The 17130-nt window shown below is 70.8% G+C and carries 17 protein-coding genes; 9 read left to right on the top strand and 8 right to left on the bottom strand.

Annotation, left to right across the window (positions count from 1 at the left end; translation table 11 throughout):
- Positions 1-52 precede the first annotated feature (52 nt).
- Positions 53-1267, bottom strand: a complete 1215-nt coding sequence (gene serB, locus ACIPPS_RS15630; protein ID WP_401431511.1) for a phosphoserine phosphatase SerB — start codon at positions 1265-1267, stop codon at positions 53-55.
- Positions 1268-1467: 200 nt separating this feature from the next.
- Here serB and ACIPPS_RS15625 point away from each other — a divergent pair, with 200 nt between their 5' ends.
- Positions 1468-4125: an FHA domain-containing protein gene (locus ACIPPS_RS15625; protein WP_401431508.1), complete on the top strand. Its 2658-nt coding sequence runs from the start codon at positions 1468-1470 to the stop codon at positions 4123-4125.
- A 75-nt stretch (positions 4126-4200) separates the two neighbouring features.
- On the opposite strand, the gene ACIPPS_RS15620 is transcribed toward ACIPPS_RS15625, so the two are convergent.
- The 3 genes from ACIPPS_RS15620 to ACIPPS_RS15610 all read right to left on the bottom strand — a co-directional run bounded on the left by ACIPPS_RS15620 (position 4201) and on the right by ACIPPS_RS15610 (position 7057).
- Positions 4201-4950, bottom strand: a complete 750-nt coding sequence (locus ACIPPS_RS15620; protein ID WP_401431506.1) for a transglycosylase SLT domain-containing protein — start codon at positions 4948-4950, stop codon at positions 4201-4203.
- A 302-nt stretch (positions 4951-5252) separates the two neighbouring features.
- Positions 5253-6326, bottom strand: a complete 1074-nt coding sequence (locus ACIPPS_RS15615) for an S-adenosylmethionine:tRNA ribosyltransferase-isomerase (protein WP_401431503.1) — start codon at positions 6324-6326, stop codon at positions 5253-5255.
- Positions 6323-7057 carry an SDR family NAD(P)-dependent oxidoreductase gene (locus ACIPPS_RS15610; RefSeq protein WP_401431500.1) on the bottom strand — a complete coding sequence of 245 codons (735 nt, stop codon included), beginning with the start codon at positions 7055-7057 and terminating at the stop codon, positions 6323-6325. The genes ACIPPS_RS15615 and ACIPPS_RS15610 overlap by 4 nt, the downstream gene beginning before the upstream one ends.
- 171 nt (positions 7058-7228) lie before the next feature.
- On the opposite strand from ACIPPS_RS15610, the gene ACIPPS_RS15605 reads away from it, so the two are divergent.
- The 3 genes from ACIPPS_RS15605 to ACIPPS_RS15595 all read left to right on the top strand — a co-directional run bounded on the left by ACIPPS_RS15605 (position 7229) and on the right by ACIPPS_RS15595 (position 9479).
- The gene (locus ACIPPS_RS15605; protein ID WP_401431497.1) at positions 7229-8398 is read left to right on the top strand and encodes a GAF domain-containing protein; all 1170 of its coding nucleotides are present in this window, start codon (positions 7229-7231) and stop codon (positions 8396-8398) included.
- A 61-nt stretch (positions 8399-8459) separates the two neighbouring features.
- The gene (locus ACIPPS_RS15600) at positions 8460-9089 is read left to right on the top strand and encodes a response regulator (protein ID WP_401433061.1); all 630 of its coding nucleotides are present in this window, start codon (positions 8460-8462) and stop codon (positions 9087-9089) included.
- A gap of 147 nt (positions 9090-9236) precedes the next feature.
- Positions 9237-9479, top strand: a complete 243-nt coding sequence (locus tag ACIPPS_RS15595) for a chaplin (RefSeq protein ID WP_401431495.1) — start codon at positions 9237-9239, stop codon at positions 9477-9479.
- Between the two features lie 247 nt (positions 9480-9726).
- Here the strand turns inward: ACIPPS_RS15595 and ACIPPS_RS15590 are convergent, their stop codons facing one another.
- Complete coding sequence (locus tag ACIPPS_RS15590) at positions 9727-10512, bottom strand: hypothetical protein (RefSeq protein WP_401431492.1); 786 nt, start codon at positions 10510-10512, stop codon at positions 9727-9729.
- 165 nt (positions 10513-10677) lie between these two features.
- Between ACIPPS_RS15590 and ACIPPS_RS15585 the strand changes: the two genes are divergently transcribed.
- The 4 genes from ACIPPS_RS15585 (at position 10678) to ACIPPS_RS15570 (ending at position 13888) form a co-directional block, all read left to right on the top strand.
- Positions 10678-11469: an ABC transporter ATP-binding protein gene (locus ACIPPS_RS15585; RefSeq protein WP_401431489.1), complete on the top strand. Its 792-nt coding sequence runs from the start codon at positions 10678-10680 to the stop codon at positions 11467-11469.
- A 70-nt stretch (positions 11470-11539) separates the two neighbouring features.
- Complete coding sequence (locus ACIPPS_RS15580; protein ID WP_401431486.1) at positions 11540-11968, top strand: NfeD family protein; 429 nt, start codon at positions 11540-11542, stop codon at positions 11966-11968.
- A gap of 126 nt (positions 11969-12094) precedes the next feature.
- On the top strand, positions 12095-13024 hold the full coding sequence (locus tag ACIPPS_RS15575; protein ID WP_401431483.1) for an SPFH domain-containing protein: 930 nt from the start codon (positions 12095-12097) through the stop codon (positions 13022-13024).
- A gap of 90 nt (positions 13025-13114) precedes the next feature.
- Positions 13115-13888, top strand: a complete 774-nt coding sequence (locus ACIPPS_RS15570) for a sulfite exporter TauE/SafE family protein (RefSeq protein ID WP_401431481.1) — start codon at positions 13115-13117, stop codon at positions 13886-13888.
- A 76-nt stretch (positions 13889-13964) separates the two neighbouring features.
- Here the strand turns inward: ACIPPS_RS15570 and ACIPPS_RS15565 are convergent, their stop codons facing one another.
- The 3 genes from ACIPPS_RS15565 to ACIPPS_RS15555 all read right to left on the bottom strand — a co-directional run bounded on the left by ACIPPS_RS15565 (position 13965) and on the right by ACIPPS_RS15555 (position 16002).
- Positions 13965-14471 carry an HNH endonuclease gene (locus ACIPPS_RS15565; protein WP_401431479.1) on the bottom strand — a complete coding sequence of 169 codons (507 nt, stop codon included), beginning with the start codon at positions 14469-14471 and terminating at the stop codon, positions 13965-13967.
- 171 nt (positions 14472-14642) lie between these two features.
- Entirely contained in the window at positions 14643-15176 is a 534-nt protein-coding gene (locus tag ACIPPS_RS15560) for a YbhB/YbcL family Raf kinase inhibitor-like protein (RefSeq protein ID WP_401431477.1), read from the bottom strand.
- Positions 15177-15219: 43 nt separating this feature from the next.
- Positions 15220-16002 carry a sporulation protein gene (locus ACIPPS_RS15555; RefSeq protein WP_401431474.1) on the bottom strand — a complete coding sequence of 261 codons (783 nt, stop codon included), beginning with the start codon at positions 16000-16002 and terminating at the stop codon, positions 15220-15222.
- A gap of 105 nt (positions 16003-16107) precedes the next feature.
- Between ACIPPS_RS15555 and ACIPPS_RS15550 the strand changes: the two genes are divergently transcribed.
- Positions 16108-16749 (top strand): DNA-3-methyladenine glycosylase, encoded by a 642-nt coding sequence (locus ACIPPS_RS15550; protein ID WP_401431471.1) that lies wholly within the window; start codon positions 16108-16110, stop codon positions 16747-16749.
- Positions 16750-17130 lie beyond the last annotated feature (381 nt).

Raw genomic sequence — 17130 nt, 5'->3', positions numbered from 1 at the left:
GCGCTCAGCCCTCGCCGTACACCGTCGCCGCGACGGTACGAGCGAGCGGCACTCAGTGCAGCAGGTCCTCGTCGCCGTCCGCCGCCTCGACCTCTTCGCGGGTGATCCCCAGGAGGTACAGCACGGTGTCGAGGAACGGGACGTTCACCGCGGTGTGGGCGGCCTGCCGCACCACCGGCTTGGCGTTGAAGGCCACCCCGAGCCCCGCCGCGTTCAGCATGTCCAGGTCGTTCGCGCCGTCGCCGATCGCCACGGTCTGGGAGAGCGGCACGCCCGCCTCCGCCGCGAACCGGCGCAGCAGCCTCGCCTTGCCCGCCCGGTCCACGATCTCGCCGGTGACCCGCCCGGTCAGCTTCCCGTCCACGACCTCGAGCGTGTTGGCCGAGGCGAAGTCGAGCCCCAGCCGCTCCTTCAGATCGTCCGTGACCTGGGTGAAGCCGCCCGACACCACACCGACCTGGTAGCCGAGCCGCTTGAGCGTACGGATCAGGGTGCGCGCGCCGGGCGTCATCCGTACCTCGGCCCGGACCTTGTCCACCACCGAGACGTCGAGCCCGGCGAGCAGCGCCACGCGCGCGTGCAGGGACTGCTCGAAGTCCAGCTCCCCGCGCATCGCGGCGGCCGTCACCTCGGCGACCTCCTCCTCGCATCCCGCGTGCGCGGCGAAGAGCTCGATCACCTCGTCCTGGATGAGCGTGGAGTCCACGTCCATGACCACCAGCCGCTGCGCGCGGCGGTGCAGCCCGGCCGAGACGACGGCCACGTCCACCCCGATGCCGTGCGCCTGGGTGGCCAGCGCCGTCCGCAGCGGCTCGGTCTCGCACCCGGAGACGGCGAACTCGACGGCCGTCACCGGGTACTTCGCCAGCCGAAAGATACGGTCGATGTTGCCGCCGGTCTCGGCGATCCTGGCCGTTATGGCGGCGGTCTGCTCGGCGGTCAGCGGGTGCCCGAGAACGGTGACGTGCGAGCGCCCGACGCCACGCGGACGGTTGTCACCGGTGCCGGAGATGATCTCGGCCTGGAGCTTCAGCGACTCCGCCCAGCTGTGGACGGTCGCCCGCAGCTCTCCCTGGGAGGCGACGGTCGGCTCGGTGACGAGCGCGCACAGGACGAGTCGGCCGCGGGAGACGACCTGCTCGATGTCCACGACGTCGACGGAGTAGGCGGCGAGGGTGTCGAAGAGTCCGGCGGTGATCCCGGGACGGTCCTTCCCGAAGATCTTGACGAGAAGGGTGGGAACGTCTGAGGTCTGCGATGCGCTCATGGTGCTTCCACCGTATCGGGCACGGCGTGCCACCAGTCACCCCGTCCCGCGTGGCGGACACCCGGCCGACGGCGGGCGGGACCCTCTGCCGGGTCTTCACACCGCCCGACTTTCGGAGTACGGGCCCGGCCTGAAATAGTTCCCCCCGATGTTCGCCATCCCTAGACCCCCGTCGACGGGGGTACATCGGGGGACAAATAGTGGGGCATGGAGTGCCAGAACTCGTACTGGAATTGAACGGAAGGACCTGGACGCTCGATCCGTCCAGGTCGTACACCCTGGGGCGTGATCCACAGGGCGACCTGGTGATCGACGACGCCAGGGTCTCGTGGCGTCACGCCACCATCAGCTGGGGCGGCCGGAGTTGGGTCATCGAGGACCACGGCTCGACCAACGGCACCTTCGTCCGGGGGCAGCGGATCCACCAGATGGAGATCGGCCCCGGTTCCGCGGTGCACCTCGGCAACGCGACCGACGGCCCGCGGCTGAATCTCGCCGCTGCCGCCGCCGCGCAGCAGCAGGCCCCCGCACAGGCGGCAGCCCCGCAGCAGGCAGCCCCGCAGCAGCCGGCCCACGCCGCCCAGGCGGACTGGGCCGCGCACCAGGCCCCGCCGCAGCACCAGCAGCACCAAGCCCCGCCGCAGCACCAGCAGCACCAAGCCCCGCCGCAGCACCAGCAGCACCAAGCCCCGCCGCAGCAGCCCCACCAGCAGGGCTGGCAGCAGCAGGCCCCGCAGCCGCCGCAGTCCCACCTCCCGCACCAGCAGGGCGGCGGCCCCGCCGAGCAGTTGGCGCAGAAGGTCCCCGCCCAGGGAGGCGGCGCCGCGGGGGCGCCACCGGTCTACGGCGACCGCAGCCCCACCACGTTCCACCAGCTCGCCCTCGGCCACGTCATGCGCATCGGCCGTGCGCTCGAGAACGAACTGGTCGTCTCCGACCTCCAGGTCTCGCGCAACCACGCCGAGTTCCACGCGACGCCCGACGGCCGCTTCGAGATCCGCGACCTCGGCTCCCACAACGGCACGTACGTCAACGGTCAGCCGATCACCAAGGGCGGCTCCGTCCTCATCGGCCCCAACGACATCGTCGGTGTCGGTCACTCGACCTTCCGTATGGTCGGCGGCCAGCTCGAGGAGTTCGTCGACACCGGTGAGGTCTCCTTCTCGGCCCGCCACCTCACCGTCACGGTCGACGGCGGCAAGCAGATCCTCAAGGACGTCACCTTCGGCGTCCCCGAGAAGTCGCTGATCGGCGTCATCGGCCCCTCCGGCTCCGGCAAGTCGACCCTGCTCAAGGCGCTCACCGGCTACCGTCCGGCCAACGAGGGCGACGTCCTCTACGACAACCGGAGCCTCTACAAGCAGTTCGCCGAGCTGCGCCAGCGCATCGGTCTGGTCCCGCAGGACGACATCCTGCACAAGGAGCTGACCGTCCAGAAGGCGCTGCGCTACGCCGCCAAGCTCCGCTTCCCCGGCGACACCGCCGAGGCCGAGCGCGAGGCCCGCATCGACGAGGTGCTGCGCGAGCTCAAGCTCGACATCCACAAGGAGAAGAAGGTCACCTCCCTCTCCGGTGGCCAGCGCAAGCGCGTCTCCGTCGCCCTGGAGCTCCTCACCAAGCCGTCGCTGATCTTCCTGGACGAGCCGACCTCCGGACTCGACCCGGGCATGGACCGCGACGTGATGCAGCTGCTCCGCGGCCTCGCCGACGACGGGCGTACGGTCCTCGTCGTCACGCACTCGGTGGCCGAGCTCGGCCTCTGCGACAAGCTGCTCGTGATGGCACCCGGCGGCTCCGTGGCCTACTTCGGCCCGCCGGAGGAAGCGCTGAACTTCTTCGGCTACAGCACCTGGGCCGACGTCTTCTCCGCCTTCGAGAACTACCGCGACTACGACTGGGCGGGCCGCTGGAAGGGCTCGCAGCACTACCAGATGTACGCCGCGGACATCGACGCCGTCGCCGCGCAGCCCGTCCAGATGCCACAGCAGGCGATGGCCAGGCCGCCCAAGCCCCAGGGCTGGGGCTCGCAGCTGTGGACCCTGATCCGCCGCTACTCCTCGGTGATCGCCTCCGACAAGGGCTTCATGGGCCTGATGGTGATCCTGCCGGCCGTCCTCGGCGCGGTCTCGGTCGTCATCCCCGCCGACTTCGGTCTCGGCAAGCCCACGCCGCCCTCCCGCTTCAACGGGGACGCCGGCACGATCATGCTGATCCTCGCGGTCGGCATGTGCTTCAGCGGCGCCGCCAACTCCGTACGAGAGCTGATCAAGGAGCGGGTCATCTACGAACGGGAGCGGGCCACCGGCCTGTCCCGCTCGGCGTACCTGATGTCCAAGGTCATCGTCCTCGGCCTGATCACCGCCCTCCAGGGCGTGATCATCTGCGGCATCGGCTTCGCCACCCGCGAGCTGCCGGAAGAGGGCCTGGTCATGCCTCCGGCCGTCGAGCTCTGCGTCACGATCATCGCGCTCGGCTTCACCTCGATGATGTTCGGCCTGGTCATCTCCTCGCTGGTGAAGACGGCGGAGAAGACCATGCCGCTGCTCGTGATGTTCGCGATCGTCCAGGTCGTGTTCACCGGCATCCTCTTCCAGGTGTACGGATCGCCCGGCCTGGAGCAGTTCGCCTGGCTCATGCCTTCGCGGTGGGCGATCGCCGCGGCGGGCTCGACCCTGGACCTGGCCCACCTGATGCCGCCGTGGGACCAGAAGGACCCGACCAACCTGGACCCGCTGTGGGACCACACGGTCGGCCAGTGGGGCTTCAACCTCACGGTCCTGGTGCTCATCGGCGTCGTCTGCGCCTTCGTCGTGGCGCGGCTGCTGCGCCGCCACGAGCCCGAGGTCATGCGCAAGTAACCGCACGGCCCACGAGACGCCCGGAGGGCGGCACCCGCACGGGGTGCCGCCCTTCGGCGTCGGTCGTCGACAGGCTCAGTAGGCGCTGTTGACGTTGTCGATCGAGCCGTAACGGTCGGCCGCGTAGTTGGCGGCGGCGACGAGGTTGGCGACCGGGTCGTACTGGTCGAACTTGGTGCCGGGGATGTGGTAGGCCTTGAAGGTCGGGTAGATGACCTGCAGCAGGCCCTTCGACGGGACGCCGTTGATGGCGTTGATGTCCCAGTTGTTGATGGCCCGCGGGTTACCGCTGGACTCACGCATGATGTTCTTGTGCAGGCCGTTGTACGTGCCCGGGATGTTGTGCTTGTCCATGATGAACAGCGCTTCCCGGATCCAGCCGTCCAGGTTGTTCGCGAAGACGGGGGTGCGGGCGGCGGCACGGCTCGCGGCCGCCTTCGCCTCGGCACGCGCCTTCGCGGCGGCCTTGGCCTTCGCCTCGGCCTGCGCCTTCGCGGCGGCCTTGGCCTTGGCGTCGGCCTGGGCCTTCGCGACAGCCTTCGCCTTGGCGGCGGCAGCGGCCTCGGCGTCGGCCTTGGCCTTCAGACCGATCGCGTTCTGCTGCTCGGTCAGGCTGGAGTGCAGGGCCTTGGCCTGCGGGCTGTTCGCGTCGTAGGCGAGCGCGACCTGCTGGGTGTTGTTCAGGGCCTGGGGCTCGGTCTCAGCGGCGGCGTTGCCGGGGACCAGGGTGACACCGAGGGCGACGGCGCCAAGGGCGGCGACACCGGCAAGGGAAGCCTTGTGCGTCTTCTTCAGGCGATAGTGGCCAGGAGTGTTCGCGGACATGCAGGACTACCTCTTCGAATAGCAGGGGGTCGCTCAGGCCGGGGGCGGCGCTGCGCCTGCTCGGCGGCGACGGATGCAATTCTTAGCGGCAGCAAAATGCTGTGGCAAAGGTGTGACGTACGACCTCGGGTAGTGGATCAGGGTCTCGTGCATAGCGCACCAAAACCCCCATGAGGCCCACTTATACGGCCCTGATCTGCCGAAAACGGACAACTAGCAGCCTTCGTAAGTGACCTGAGTCCTATGCCCGGGCTCACATCGGGCACGTAACGAACTCACCGGGCGTTGCTCGCGCAATGCGCTCAGTGAGTGTTCTCCTCCGGCAGGACGAGATGGACGTCCCCGAACTCGTGCCAGAGGTAGAGCTCGCCCACCGCCGCGGTGTAGGCCCGGTGCAGGGCCGGCCGTCCCGCGATCGCCTCCAGCATCAGCAGATGCGAGGCCTGCGGCTCGTGCAGCCCGGTCAGCAGCCCGTCCACCGCCCGCACGCCCCGCGCCGGGGTCACCACCAGGTCCGTCCACCCCGCCGCCGCCCGCACCACGCCCGCGGGGTCCGCCGCCGACTCCAGCGCCCGGACGGCCGTCGTCCCCACGGCGATCACCCGGCCCCCGCCCGCCCGCGCCGCGTTCACCAGCCGCGCCGTCGCCGCCGACACCTCGTACCGCTCCGGGTACGGCGGCTCGTGGGCCTCGGCCGACGCCACCCCCGTGTGCAACGTGAGCGGCGCGAACTGGACCCCCCGGCTCACCAGCTCCGTCACCAGCCGCGCCGTGAAGGGGCGGCCTGCGCTCGGCATCTCCGCCGACCCGGCGCCGTCGCGGGAGGGCAGGGCGAAGACCGTCTGGTACACGGAGAGCGGCTGGTCCCGCTCCGTGTACCCGTACCGGATCGGCCGCCCGTACCGCGCCAGCAGCGCCGGTACGGGCGTGTCCACCCGCGCCCACCAGAGCCGCGCCGTCCCCGGCAGCAGCGGATCCGTCAGGACGAGACCGGCCCCTCCCGGCAGCCGGACCACCGACCCCGCCGGACCGCCCGGCCGCGGCCGGGTGCTTCCCCCACCGTCCGGCTCCCGCACCTCGACCGCCCAGCGGCCGTCCGCCCCGCGCGTCGAGAAGTGCACGACGACCGGCGCCCCGCCGCCCTCCGCGCCCCACCGCCCGGTCACCGCCGCGGGCAGCGTCGTGCTCGTGTTCACCACCAGCACGTCCCCGGCCCGCAGCAGCCCCGGCAGCGACCGGAAGGCGTGGTGCGACACCTCCGTCCCGCGCGACACCATGAGTCGTACGTCGTCCCGCCCACGACCCGGCCCCCGCTGCTCGGCCGGGACCCGCGCCGACAGCTCCGCGGGCACCCCGAGACTCTCCAGCACGCTCATCGGACCCCCTCCGCCCGCACCGGCCGCGCACCCGCCGGATCCGGCTCCACCAGATCCGGTGCCGTGTACCGCCCGCTGGCCGGCCTGCGGTCCAGCAGCGCGAGGAACCCCGGCACCACCGACTCCGGCGCCGGCCGCGCACCGCCGTCGTCCGGCACGGCCGCCGCGTAGAGATCCGTCGCCATGTCACCCGGATCCACCGCCCACACCCGCAGCCCCGGCTCCTCCACCGCCAGCACCGCCACCAGCTGGTCGAGCGCCGCCTTCGACGCCCCGTAACCGCCCCACGTCTCGTACGCCTCCACCGCCGCGTCGGAACTCACCGCGACGACCGTCCCCGCCCCGCTCTCCCGGAGCAGCGGCAACCCCTCCTGTACGAGACCCAGGGCGGCCACCACGTTCGTCTCCAGGGCCGCCCGCAGGCCGTCCGGCGGCAGCGCCTCAAGACGCACCAGCGGCTCGGCCCCCAGCGCGCTCGCGTTGCTCACCAGCAGGTCGAGACCGCCCAGCTCCCGCGCGGCCGCCACCAGCTCCCCGCGGTGCGCCGCGTCCGTCACGTCCCCGGCCAGCGCCACGACCCGCCCTCCACGCGCGCGTGCCGCCTCGGCGCTCTCCCGGAGCGCGTGCGGCGACCGTGCGTCGAGCACCAGGTCCCAGCCCCGCTCGGCCAGCGCCCCGGCCAGCGCGCGGCCCAGCCCCTTCGACGCCCCCGTGATGATCGCGACAGCCATGACGTCCATCCCCTCTCGTACCGATGGCTCCAGCCTCCGGCCGCCGCCCCGCCCGCCGCCTCGTCCGCGGGCCCGGACCGCACACGGCACTTCGGCCTAGTCCGGTGGACCTAGGCGACCGCCGTCCCCAGGCGGATACGGACTGTCACAGCCCACCGGTACGGTGAATTCATGAGTCACCGACCACGCTCCGGTCTCGCCGCCGTGAGCACCGCGCTGCTGGCGATGAGCCGCCATCTGGAGGTGCGCGACGTCCTCAAGACGATCGTGGCCTCCGCCCGGGAGCTGCTCGACGCGGAGTACGCGGCGCTGGGCGTCCCGGACGACCACGGTGGCTTCGCGCAGTTCGTCGTCGACGGTGTCAGTGACGAGCAGTGGCGGGCGATCGGCCCGCTGCCGCGCCAGCACGGCATCCTCGCGGCCATGCTCCACAAGGCCGAGCCCGAGCGTCTCGCCGACGTCCGCGAGGACCCCCGCTTCGAGGGCTGGCCGTCCGCCCACCCGGACATGTCCGACTTCCTCGGCCTGCCCATCCAGGACGGCGAGGAGACCATCGGCGCCCTCTTCCTCGCCAACAAGCGCTGCCCCAAGCCGTCGGGGTCCCCCCGGACGGAGTCTGGGGGAGGCTGCGGCTTCACCCAGGAGGACGAGGAGCTGCTGTCGATCCTCGCCCAGCACGCCGCCATCGCCCTGACCAACGCCCGGCTCTACGAACGCAGCCGCGAGCTCACCATCGCCGAGGAGCGCTCCCGGCTCGCGCACGAGCTGCACGACGCGGTCAGCCAGAAGCTCTTCTCGCTCCGGCTCACCGCCCAGGCCGCCGCCGCCCTCGTCGACCGCGACCCGGCCCGCGCCAAGGGCGAGCTCCAGCAGGTCGCCGTGCTCGCCGCCGAGGCGGCGGACGAGCTGCGCGCCGCCGTCGTCGAGCTGCGCCCCGCCGCGCTGGACGAGGACGGCCTCGTCCACACCCTCCGTACGCAGATCCAGGTCCTGGACCGGGCCCACACCGCCCGGGTCACGTTCGACAGCTCCGGGGTGCGCGCCCTGCCCGCCGCCCAGGAGGAGGCCATGCTCCGGGTCGCACAGGAGGCCCTGCACAACGCGCTGCGGCACGCGGAGCCGAAGCGGGTCGCCGTCTCCCTGGTCCGCCACGGCCAGGGCGCGCTGCTCACCGTCACCGACGACGGCAAGGGGTTCGACCCCCGTACGGTCCGCCGGGCGGGCCGGCACCTCGGCCTGGTCTCCATGCGGGACCGCGCGGGTGGCGTCGGCGGCGCCCTCACCGTGACGTCGGAGCCGGGCGAAGGCACCACGATCGAGATGGAGGTTCCCGGTGGCTGAGAAGGAGAAGGGCAGCGCGGAGCGCTTCGACACCAGGGCGGGGGCGGGTGAAAGGAAGGCCATCCGCGTGCTGCTGGTGGACGACCACCAGGTGGTCCGGCGCGGCCTGCGGACCTTCCTGGAGGTCCAGGGCGACATAGAGGTCGTGGGGGAGGCCTCCGACGGCGCCGAGGGCGTCGCACGGGCGGAGGAGCTGCGGCCCGACGTGGTGCTGATGGACGTCAAGATGCCGGGCATGGACGGCATCGAGGCGCTGCGGAAGCTGCGCGAGCTGGCGAACCCGGCGAAGGTCCTGATCGTCACCAGCTTCACCGAGCAACGCACGGTCGTCCCCGCCCTGCGCGCCGGCGCCTCGGGCTACGTCTACAAGGACGTGGACCCGGAGGCCCTGGCCGGCGCCATCCGCTCCGTCCACGCGGGCCATGTGCTGCTCCAGCCCGAGGTCGCGACGGCACTGCTCTCCCAGGAGGAGGGCCACGGCGGGACGGGGCGCGGGACGACGCTCACGGAGCGCGAGCAGGAGGTGCTCGGCCTGATCGCCGACGGCCGGTCGAACCGGGAGATCGCCCGGGCGCTCGTCCTCTCGGAGAAGACGGTCAAGACGCACGTCTCGAACATCCTGATGAAGCTCGACCTGGCGGACCGTACGCAGGCGGCGCTGTGGGCGGTGCGGCACGGCCTGACCCTGTGAGACGGATGTGACGGAAGGGGCACCTCCGTTCTCATCTTCATACCGTCGGGTGTATGTCCCCCGTTCGGCGCAACCCACCGGGCGTGGGGGCGTTCTTCATGGCGTGCTGCGGCGGCCGGCCGCAGCGAATACCAGGAGGATCCTGAAGTGAAGAACCTGAAGAAGGCCGCTGCCCTCACCATGGTCGCCGGTGGCATCGTCGCCGCGGGTGCGGGTGTCGCCTCCGCCCACGGCGCGGACGCGCAGGGCAAGGCCCTCAACTCCCCGGGCGTCGCGTCCGGCAACCTGGTGCAGGTCCCGGTGCACGTCCCGGTGAACGTCTCGGGCAACACGGTCAACGTGATCGGCCTGCTCAACCCGGCCTTCGCCAACGGTGCCGTCAACCACTGACGCCCCACCGATCAGCCCGGCCCCGGACGACCCCGGCGGCCGGGCTGTCCCATATCCGCTATCCGCACGACGACAGGCTGTCCCTGCCCATCGGGCGGTGTCATGCCCGCACGGCGGCGAGCTGTCCACATCCCCGCCCACCGGCCTGCCCCCAACCGATACCGCGACAGGCTGTCCCCGCCCACCGGGCCCGCCCGACGGCGAGCTCCCTACGGCCCCCACACGCCGGACCCCCCACCCGGCCCCCTCACCGCTCCCGTTCCAGCTCCTCCACGTACGCGTTGTACGCCGCCACCTGCGCCCGCCGGGCCACCCGCTCCACCGGCCGCAACGCCGCCCCCCGCGCCGCCATCTCCGAGGCGCTCACGGCGCCCCCGTGGCCGTGGTCGTACGCCAGGTCGATCAGCAGCCCGATCCGCTGGGCCAGCTCCAGCACCCGTACCGCCCGCGCCGGATAGCCCGGGGCCAGCACCTCGCGGCCCACCTCCGCCCGCGCCCGGTACGCGTCCCGCGCCGCCTCCGCCATCGGGCCCGAAGCCGCCACGTCCAGCTTCGTCAGCACCGCCGTCGCATCCCGCAGCGCCTCCGCCAGCTCCCGCTCCGCCTCGCCGAGCGACGGCACGTCCGCCGGGGGCGCCTCCCGCACCGTCAGGCACCGCCAGACCACGTCCACGTGCACGTCCCCCGGGGGACCCGCCTCCGTGACCTCCGGCACCAGGCCGTACGGCGCGCCGAAGCCGACCACCGCCTCCTCGGCCTCCAGCGCCCGCGCGTTGAAGTCCGGCGGCCCGCTCAGCCCCAGCGGATGCCCCGGCGCCGGCAGCGCGACCCGCCACCCGGTCACTCCGAGCCGCCGCAGCCGCCCCAGCGCCAGCGTCAGACCGACCGGCCCCGCCTCGCCCGGCAGCCCCACCACCCGGTGCACCGCGTCGTCCCCGACGATGGCCAGCGCCGCGTCGTCCGGCGACACCGATCCGGCCAACAGGGCATTGCCCCAAGCGGCCAGCCGTCCTGAGCGTGGTTCCGAAAGCATGCCCCCCAGCGTAGGGGCGCCCCGGGGGCTGCCCGCGCCGTTCCAGGGAAGTATCCGGACCTAAGGACCGGCCCGCTCCGGCAGTGGCGTAGGTTTTCCCTGGACGCCGCGCCCACCGGCGCAAGGCGACGACACGACTCGACCGCAAGGGGAGACAACGCGCTCATGAGCGATGTACTGGAGCTGGTGGACGTATCCGTGGTCCGCGACGGACGGGCTCTGGTGGACGATGTCTCCTGGTCGGTCAAGGAGGGCGAGCGTTGGGTCATCCTCGGCCCCAACGGCGCCGGCAAGACCACCCTCCTCAACATCGCCTCCAGCTACCTCTTCCCGACCACCGGCTCGGCCAAGATCCTCGACGAGCAGCTCGGCAAGGTCGACGTCTTCGACCTCCGCCCGCGCATCGGCATGGCCGGCATCGCGATGGCGGAGAAGCTCCCCAAGCGCCAGACCGTCCTCCAGACCGTCCTCACCGCCGCGTACGGCATGACCGCCACCTGGCACGAGGACTACGACGACGTCGACGAGCAGCGCGCCCGCGCCTTCCTCGACCGCCTCGGCATGACGGAGTACCTGGACCGCAGGTTCGGCACCCTCTCCGAGGGCGAGCGCAAGCGCACCCTCATCGCCCGCGCGATGATGACCGACCCCGAGCTCCTCCTCCTCGACGAGCCCGCCGCCGGTCTCGACCTCGGCGGTCGCGAGGACCTCGTCCGCCGACTCGGCCGGCTCGCCCGCGACCCGTACGCCCCCTCCATGATCATGGTCACGCACCACGTCGAGGAGATCGCCCCCGGCTTCACCCACGTCCTGATGATCCGTCAGGGCAAGGTGCTCGCCGCCGGCCCGATGGAGACCGAGCTCACCTCCCGCAACCTCTCCCTCTGCTTCGGTCTCCCGCTCCTCGTCGAGCGCAACGGCGACCGCTACACCGCGCAGGGCCTGCCGCTGAAGTGACGGACGGGCGCCGAGACCGCACAGCTCCGCGCCCTGTCCGACTCCACCCCACCGCCCCTACCATGACCACGTGGACATCGACGCATGGGTCTGGTGGTTGATCGGCGCCGTGGGACTGGGCATTCCGCTCGTTCTCACCGCGATGCCCGAGTTCGGCATGTTCTCCGTCGGCGCGGTCGCGGGCGCCGTCACCGCCGCTCTCGACTTCGGCGTCGTCGCGCAGGTGGTCGTCTTCGTGGTCGTCTCCGTCGCGCTGCTCGCGGTGGTCCGCCCCATCGCGGCCAAGCACCGCAACGGACCACCCCAACACGCCACCGGCATCGACGCGTTGAAGGGCCGTCAGGCCGTCGTCCTGGAACGGGTCGACGGCAGCGGCGGCCGCATCAAGCTCGCGGGCGAGGTCTGGTCGGCCCGCACGCTCGACGCCGGCCAGAGCTTCGCACCGGGAGACCAGGTCGACGTCGTCGAGATCGACGGGGCGACCGCCGTGGTCATGTGACCATCGGGCCGGTTGGCCGAACGCCCCCCACGACGGCCCGCGTTCTGGGAAACTCGATCATCAGATCAACCCGGCACATCCGGCACACCCGCCAGCGAACCGGCAGCGAAGGGCACAGGGAACACGATGTCAGCCATCATCATCGTCCTGATCATTCTGGTGGTGCTTGTCTTCATCGCCCTGATCAAGACGATCCAGGTCATCCCACAGGCGAGCGCCGCGATCGTCGAGCGGTTCGGCCGCTACACCCGCACGCTGAACGCCGGCCTGAACATCGTCGTCCCATTCATCGACTCCATCCGCAACCGGATCGACCTCCGCGAACAGGTCGTCCCCTTCCCGCCCCAGCCGGTGATCACCCAGGACAACCTGGTCGTCAACATCGACACCGTCATCTACTACCAGGTGACCGACGCCCGGGCCGCGACCTACGAGGTCGCCAGCTACATCCAGGCCATCGAGCAGCTCACCGTCACCACCCTGCGCAACATCATCGGCGGCATGGACCTGGAGCGGACCCTCACCTCCCGCGAGGAGATCAACGCGGCCCTGCGCGGCGTCCTCGACGAGGCCACCGGCAAGTGGGGCATCCGCGTCAACCGCGTCGAGCTCAAGGCCATCGAGCCGCCGACCTCCATCCAGGACTCGATGGAGAAGCAGATGCGTGCCGACCGCGACAAGCGCGCGGCGATCCTCACCGCCGAGGGCATCCGCCAGTCGCAGATCCTCACCGCCGAGGGCGAGAAGCAGTCCGCGATCCTGCGCGCCGAAGGCGAGGCCAAGGCCGCCGCCCTGCGTGCCGAGGGTGAGGCCCAGGCCGTCCGCACGGTCTTCGAGGCCATCCACGCCGGCGACCCGGACCAGAAGCTCCTCTCGTACCAGTACCTCCAGATGCTGCCGAAGATCGCCGAGGGCGACGCGAACAAGCTCTGGATCGTGCCCAGCGAGATCGGCGACGCGCTCAAGGGCCTCTCCGGAGCCTTCGGCAACCTCGGCGGCGGAGCACCGGGCTTCAACACCGGCGGGGAGCGCCGCGAGCAGCCCCCGGTTGACTGACACGTACACGTAATCGTGCATGATCGGTGCGAGCCCCTCGACCCCGGCGGACGTCAGGGCGGGGAGGCGAGCCACTGATCCTGTAAGGAGATGGCGTTGTCCATCTGGGAAGTACTGGCAGTCTTCGCGGCCGGCATCGGAGCCGGCACCATCAACACCATCGTCGGATCGGGAACGCTCATCACGTTCCCGGTCCTCCTCCTCACCGGACTCCCTCCGGTCACCGCCACCGTCTCCAACGCCCTCGGCCTCATCCCCGGCTCCATCAGCGGAGCCATCGGCTACCGCGCGGAACTCAAGGGCCAGCGGCGCCGCATCCTGCGCCTCGGCGCCGTCGCCGCGATCGGCGGACTCGGCGGAGCCATCCTCCTGCTGATGCTCCCGGCCCGCGCGTTCGAGACCATCGTCCCCGTCCTCGTCGCCCTGGCCCTGCTCCTGGTCATCCTCCAGCCGCGGCTCTCCAAGGCCGTCCAGGCCCGCCGCGCACGCGAGGGCAAGGAGAGCGACCCCGACGGCGGCCCGCTCCTGATGACCGGGCTGCTCCTCGCCAGCGTCTACGGCGGCTACTTCACCGCCGCCCAGGGGATCATCTACCTCGCCCTCATGGGCATGCTCCTGGCGGACAGCCTCCAGCGCCTCAACGCCGTCAAGAACGTCCTCGCCGCGATCGTCAACAGCATCGCGGCGCTCTTCTTCCTCTTCGTCGCCGAGTTCGACTGGACCGCCGTCGTCCTCATCGCCGTCGGCTCCGCCATCGGCGGCCAGATCGGCGCCAAGGTCGGCCGCCGTCTCCCGCCCCCGGTCCTGCGCGGCGTCATCGTCGCCATCGGCACGGTCGCCATCGTGCAACTCCTGCTCCGCTGACGACAACGGCCCGCTCCCTCACGACGGAGCGGGCCGACACACACCAACATACGCACATCAACACGGGCATACGGGACTAAGCCGCCGAACTGGCCAACCACGTCGGCAGCTCGGACCGCTCACCGGCCCGCATCGCCAGCAGCATCGCGTCCGCCGGAGTCGGTACGAACGGCTCGTGCAGCAGCGGCATCCCCGCCTGCTCCGGCGTCCTGTCCGCTTTGCGGTGGTTGTCCTCGGCGCAGGACGCCACCGTGTTCAGCCAACTGTCCCCACCACCCTGCGCACGCGGCACCACGTGGTCCACGGTCGTCGCCCTCCGCCCGCAGTACGCGCACCGGTGTTGGTCCCTGACCAGCACACCCCGCCTCGACCACGGAGCCTGTCTTCGGAACGGCACCCGGACGTAGCGGCAGAGCCTGATGACCCGAGGTACGGGGATGTCGACGGCGGCACCCCGCATCCGCAGCTCCGGATGCTCCTGCTCGACGACGGCCTTGTCCTGCAGGACAAGCACCACCGCACGGTTGAGTGTGACCGTCGACAGCGGCTCGAAGCTCGCGTTCAGAACCAGCGTGTCCCGCATGGTGCCCACCTCCCGTGTGCCGGCCCGGCCCCGTTGCGGAGCTCCGGGCTCGGATCAACTGTGGCCGGGCGCGCCGGGTTGGACAACGCAATATCCGTGCAACGAAAGATGCCCGCTTCTGATCTCTCCAAGACCAGAAGCGGGCAAACAACAAACGAACGCTCAGCCGAGCTACGCGGGAATCTCGTACTCCCCGATCAGCTGGGCGCGCGCCAGCGCGTGGAACCGTAGCTGGAAACCGATCACCGCGGGCGAGACGTCGGCGTCCGGACCGAGCTTCTCCCGGTCCACGGCGTACACGGTGAAGACATACCGGTGCGAACCGTCGCCGGGCGGCGGAGCGGCACCGCCGAAGTCCCGTGAGCCGTAGTCGTTACGGACGTGCACGGCACCGGCCGGCAGCCCCTCGAACGACCCCGAACCCGCGCCCGCCGGCAGCGCGGTCACCGACGCCGGGATGTCGAACAGAACCCAGTGCCAGAACCCGCTGCCCGTCGGCGCGTCCGGATCGAAGCAGGTCACGGCGAAGCTCTTCGTCTCCGCCGGGAACCCCTCCCAGCTCAGCTGCGGCGAGGTGTTCCCCTCCGACTGCACCTGCGCGCCCTTCAGCACACCGCCCGGCACGATGTCGTCGCTCACCACGGTGAACGCCGGAACCGGCGGGTGGAAGTCGTGAGGGAGCGGCGCCCTCTTCCCCTCGGCCACGTCTGTACCTCCGTATCGCCTGACCTGCTGTACCGGGCAGAGCCTAGAGCCAGTTGCGCTTGCCACCGACGTCGGCGAGCCACTGGTTGAGGTATGCCGCCCAGTCGGTCGACTGATAGCTGTTCAGCCCGACCTTGAACGAACGGAACGAGTCGCTGCCCTCGCTGAAGAGCCCCGGCTTCTTGTCCATCTCCAGGACGACGTCCATCTCACGGTCGTCCGCGACGAAGCTGATCTCGACCTGGTTGAGACCGCGGTACTGCTGCGGCGGGAAGAACTCGATCTCCTGGTAGAACGGCAGCTTCTGCCGGGTCCCACGGATGTGCCCGCGCTCCATGTCCGCGTTCTTGAAGCGGAAGCCCAGCTGGATGAAGGCGTCAAGGATCGCCTGCTGCGCCGGCAGCGGGTGCACGTTGATCGGGTCCAGGTCACCGGAGTCCACGGCCCGGGCGATCTCCAGCTCGGTCGTCACCCCGATGTTCATGCCGCGCAGCTGCTGACCCGCGATGGCCGTGACCGGCGTCTCCCAGGGGATCTCCAGGCCGAAGGGCACGACGTGCACCGCCCCGGCCTGCACCGTGAAGGCACCGCCGAGGCGGACCTTCACGAACTCGATGTCCTGCTTCGTCTCCTGCTCGCCACCCTCGACCTCGACCCGCGCCTGCAGCCCGACGGAGAGTCCCTCGATCTGCTGATCGACCGAACCACCCTGGATCCGCACCTCGCCCTGCACGACACCACCGGGGACCACGTTCTCCTCGGTGAGCACCGTCTCCACCGACGCACCACCGGCACCCAGGCTCGCGAGCAGCTTCTTGAATCCCATGAACTCTCCCTCTCGGACTGCTTGGCCTTGACCTCTACATACGCGCGACGACCGTAGCCGGTTCCCCCCGCCTTCCCCGCCAGGACCCCAGTACGCTCGGACGCCATGACCGAGAGCCCCGACCGAACGCCGCTCCCGCGATCCTTCTTCGACCGGCCCGTCCTGGAGGTCGCCCCCGATCTCCTGGGCCGCACCCTGGTACGGACCTCCACGACGGGGAGCATCGAACTACGCCTCACGGAGGTCGAGGCGTACGCCGGGGCGATCGACCCCGGCTCGCACGCCTTCCGCGGTCGCACCGCCCGCAACGCGGTGATGTTCGGCCCGCCCGGACACGCGTACGTCTACTTCACCTACGGCATGTGGCACTGCCTCAACCTGGTGTGCGGTCCCGAGGGCCAGGCAAGCGGAGTCCTGCTGCGTGCGGGCCAGATCCTGACCGGCGCGGAGCAGGCCCGCCCCCGTCGACTCTCGGCCCGCTACGACGCGGAACTGGCCAAAGGCCCGGCCCGCCTGGCGACCGCCCTCGACGTGGCCCTGTCCCTCAACGGCACGGACACCTGCGCCGGCCCCGACTCCCCTCTGTACGTACTCACCGGCACCCCACCCCGAGCTGACCAGGTACGCAACGGCCCGCGCACGGGAGTGGGCGGTGAGGGCGCCCCTCACCCGTGGCGCTTCTGGATCGACGAGGACCCGACGGTCAGCCCGTACCGCGCTCACACCCCGCGCAAGAGGCGGTCTTGACCCGACTTGACTCGGGTGCATCGGACGCCTAACGTAGGCGAGCCGCTTGAAACGGGACGTGCTTGTTCAAGCACCCCGGAGCGGCCATCCACTACCTACGACGAACCCCAACGGGTGCGGTATTCGGCATGCCGAAAACTGTTCCGAATGGCTCGATTATGAGTCGCCGGGGAATTCGGCTAAAGTAGTGACCACGCCGAAAGGCAGCCGAAAGGCAAAGGCCGCCAACAGGCCACCGGAAACAAAATCCGAACCGGAAACGGAGCGGAAAAGGATCTGGTAAGGTTGGAAACACGAAAGACCGAAGGGAAAAGCCCGGAGGAAAGCCCGAGAGGGTGAGTACGAAGGAAGCGTCCGTTCCTTGAGAACTCAACAGCGTGC

The organism is Streptomyces sp. NPDC090127, assembly GCF_044746945.1.
GTDB lineage: Bacteria > Actinomycetota > Actinomycetes > Streptomycetales > Streptomycetaceae > Streptomyces.
The sequence above is the reverse complement of the archived record's forward strand: the minus strand, read 5'-3'. Positions and strand labels throughout refer to the sequence as shown.

What these genes read in the sequence shown, in the direction of transcription:
- ACIPPS_RS15565 (WP_401431479.1), bottom strand. Translation starts at nt 14,471, where the DNA reads ATGCGGGACACGCTGGTTCTGAACGCGAGCTTCGAGCCGCTGTCGACG.
- ACIPPS_RS15555 (WP_401431474.1), bottom strand. Translation starts at nt 16,002, where the DNA reads ATGGGATTCAAGAAGCTGCTCGCGAGCCTGGGTGCCGGTGGTGCGTCG.
- ACIPPS_RS15615 (WP_401431503.1), bottom strand. Translation starts at nt 6,326, where the DNA reads ATGAGCGTGCTGGAGAGTCTCGGGGTGCCCGCGGAGCTGTCGGCGCGG.
- ACIPPS_RS15610 (WP_401431500.1), bottom strand. Translation starts at nt 7,057, where the DNA reads ATGGCTGTCGCGATCATCACGGGGGCGTCGAAGGGGCTGGGCCGCGCG.
- ACIPPS_RS15590 (WP_401431492.1), bottom strand. Translation starts at nt 10,512, where the DNA reads ATGCTTTCGGAACCACGCTCAGGACGGCTGGCCGCTTGGGGCAATGCC.
- ACIPPS_RS15585 (WP_401431489.1), top strand. Translation starts at nt 10,678, where the DNA reads ATGAGCGATGTACTGGAGCTGGTGGACGTATCCGTGGTCCGCGACGGA.
- ACIPPS_RS15570 (WP_401431481.1), top strand. Translation starts at nt 13,115, where the DNA reads ATGGCGTTGTCCATCTGGGAAGTACTGGCAGTCTTCGCGGCCGGCATC.
- ACIPPS_RS15550 (WP_401431471.1), top strand. Translation starts at nt 16,108, where the DNA reads ATGACCGAGAGCCCCGACCGAACGCCGCTCCCGCGATCCTTCTTCGAC.
- ACIPPS_RS15620 (WP_401431506.1), bottom strand. Translation starts at nt 4,950, where the DNA reads ATGTCCGCGAACACTCCTGGCCACTATCGCCTGAAGAAGACGCACAAG.
- ACIPPS_RS15575 (WP_401431483.1), top strand. Translation starts at nt 12,095, where the DNA reads ATGTCAGCCATCATCATCGTCCTGATCATTCTGGTGGTGCTTGTCTTC.
- ACIPPS_RS15605 (WP_401431497.1), top strand. Translation starts at nt 7,229, where the DNA reads ATGAGTCACCGACCACGCTCCGGTCTCGCCGCCGTGAGCACCGCGCTG.
- serB (WP_401431511.1), bottom strand. Translation starts at nt 1,267, where the DNA reads ATGAGCGCATCGCAGACCTCAGACGTTCCCACCCTTCTCGTCAAGATC.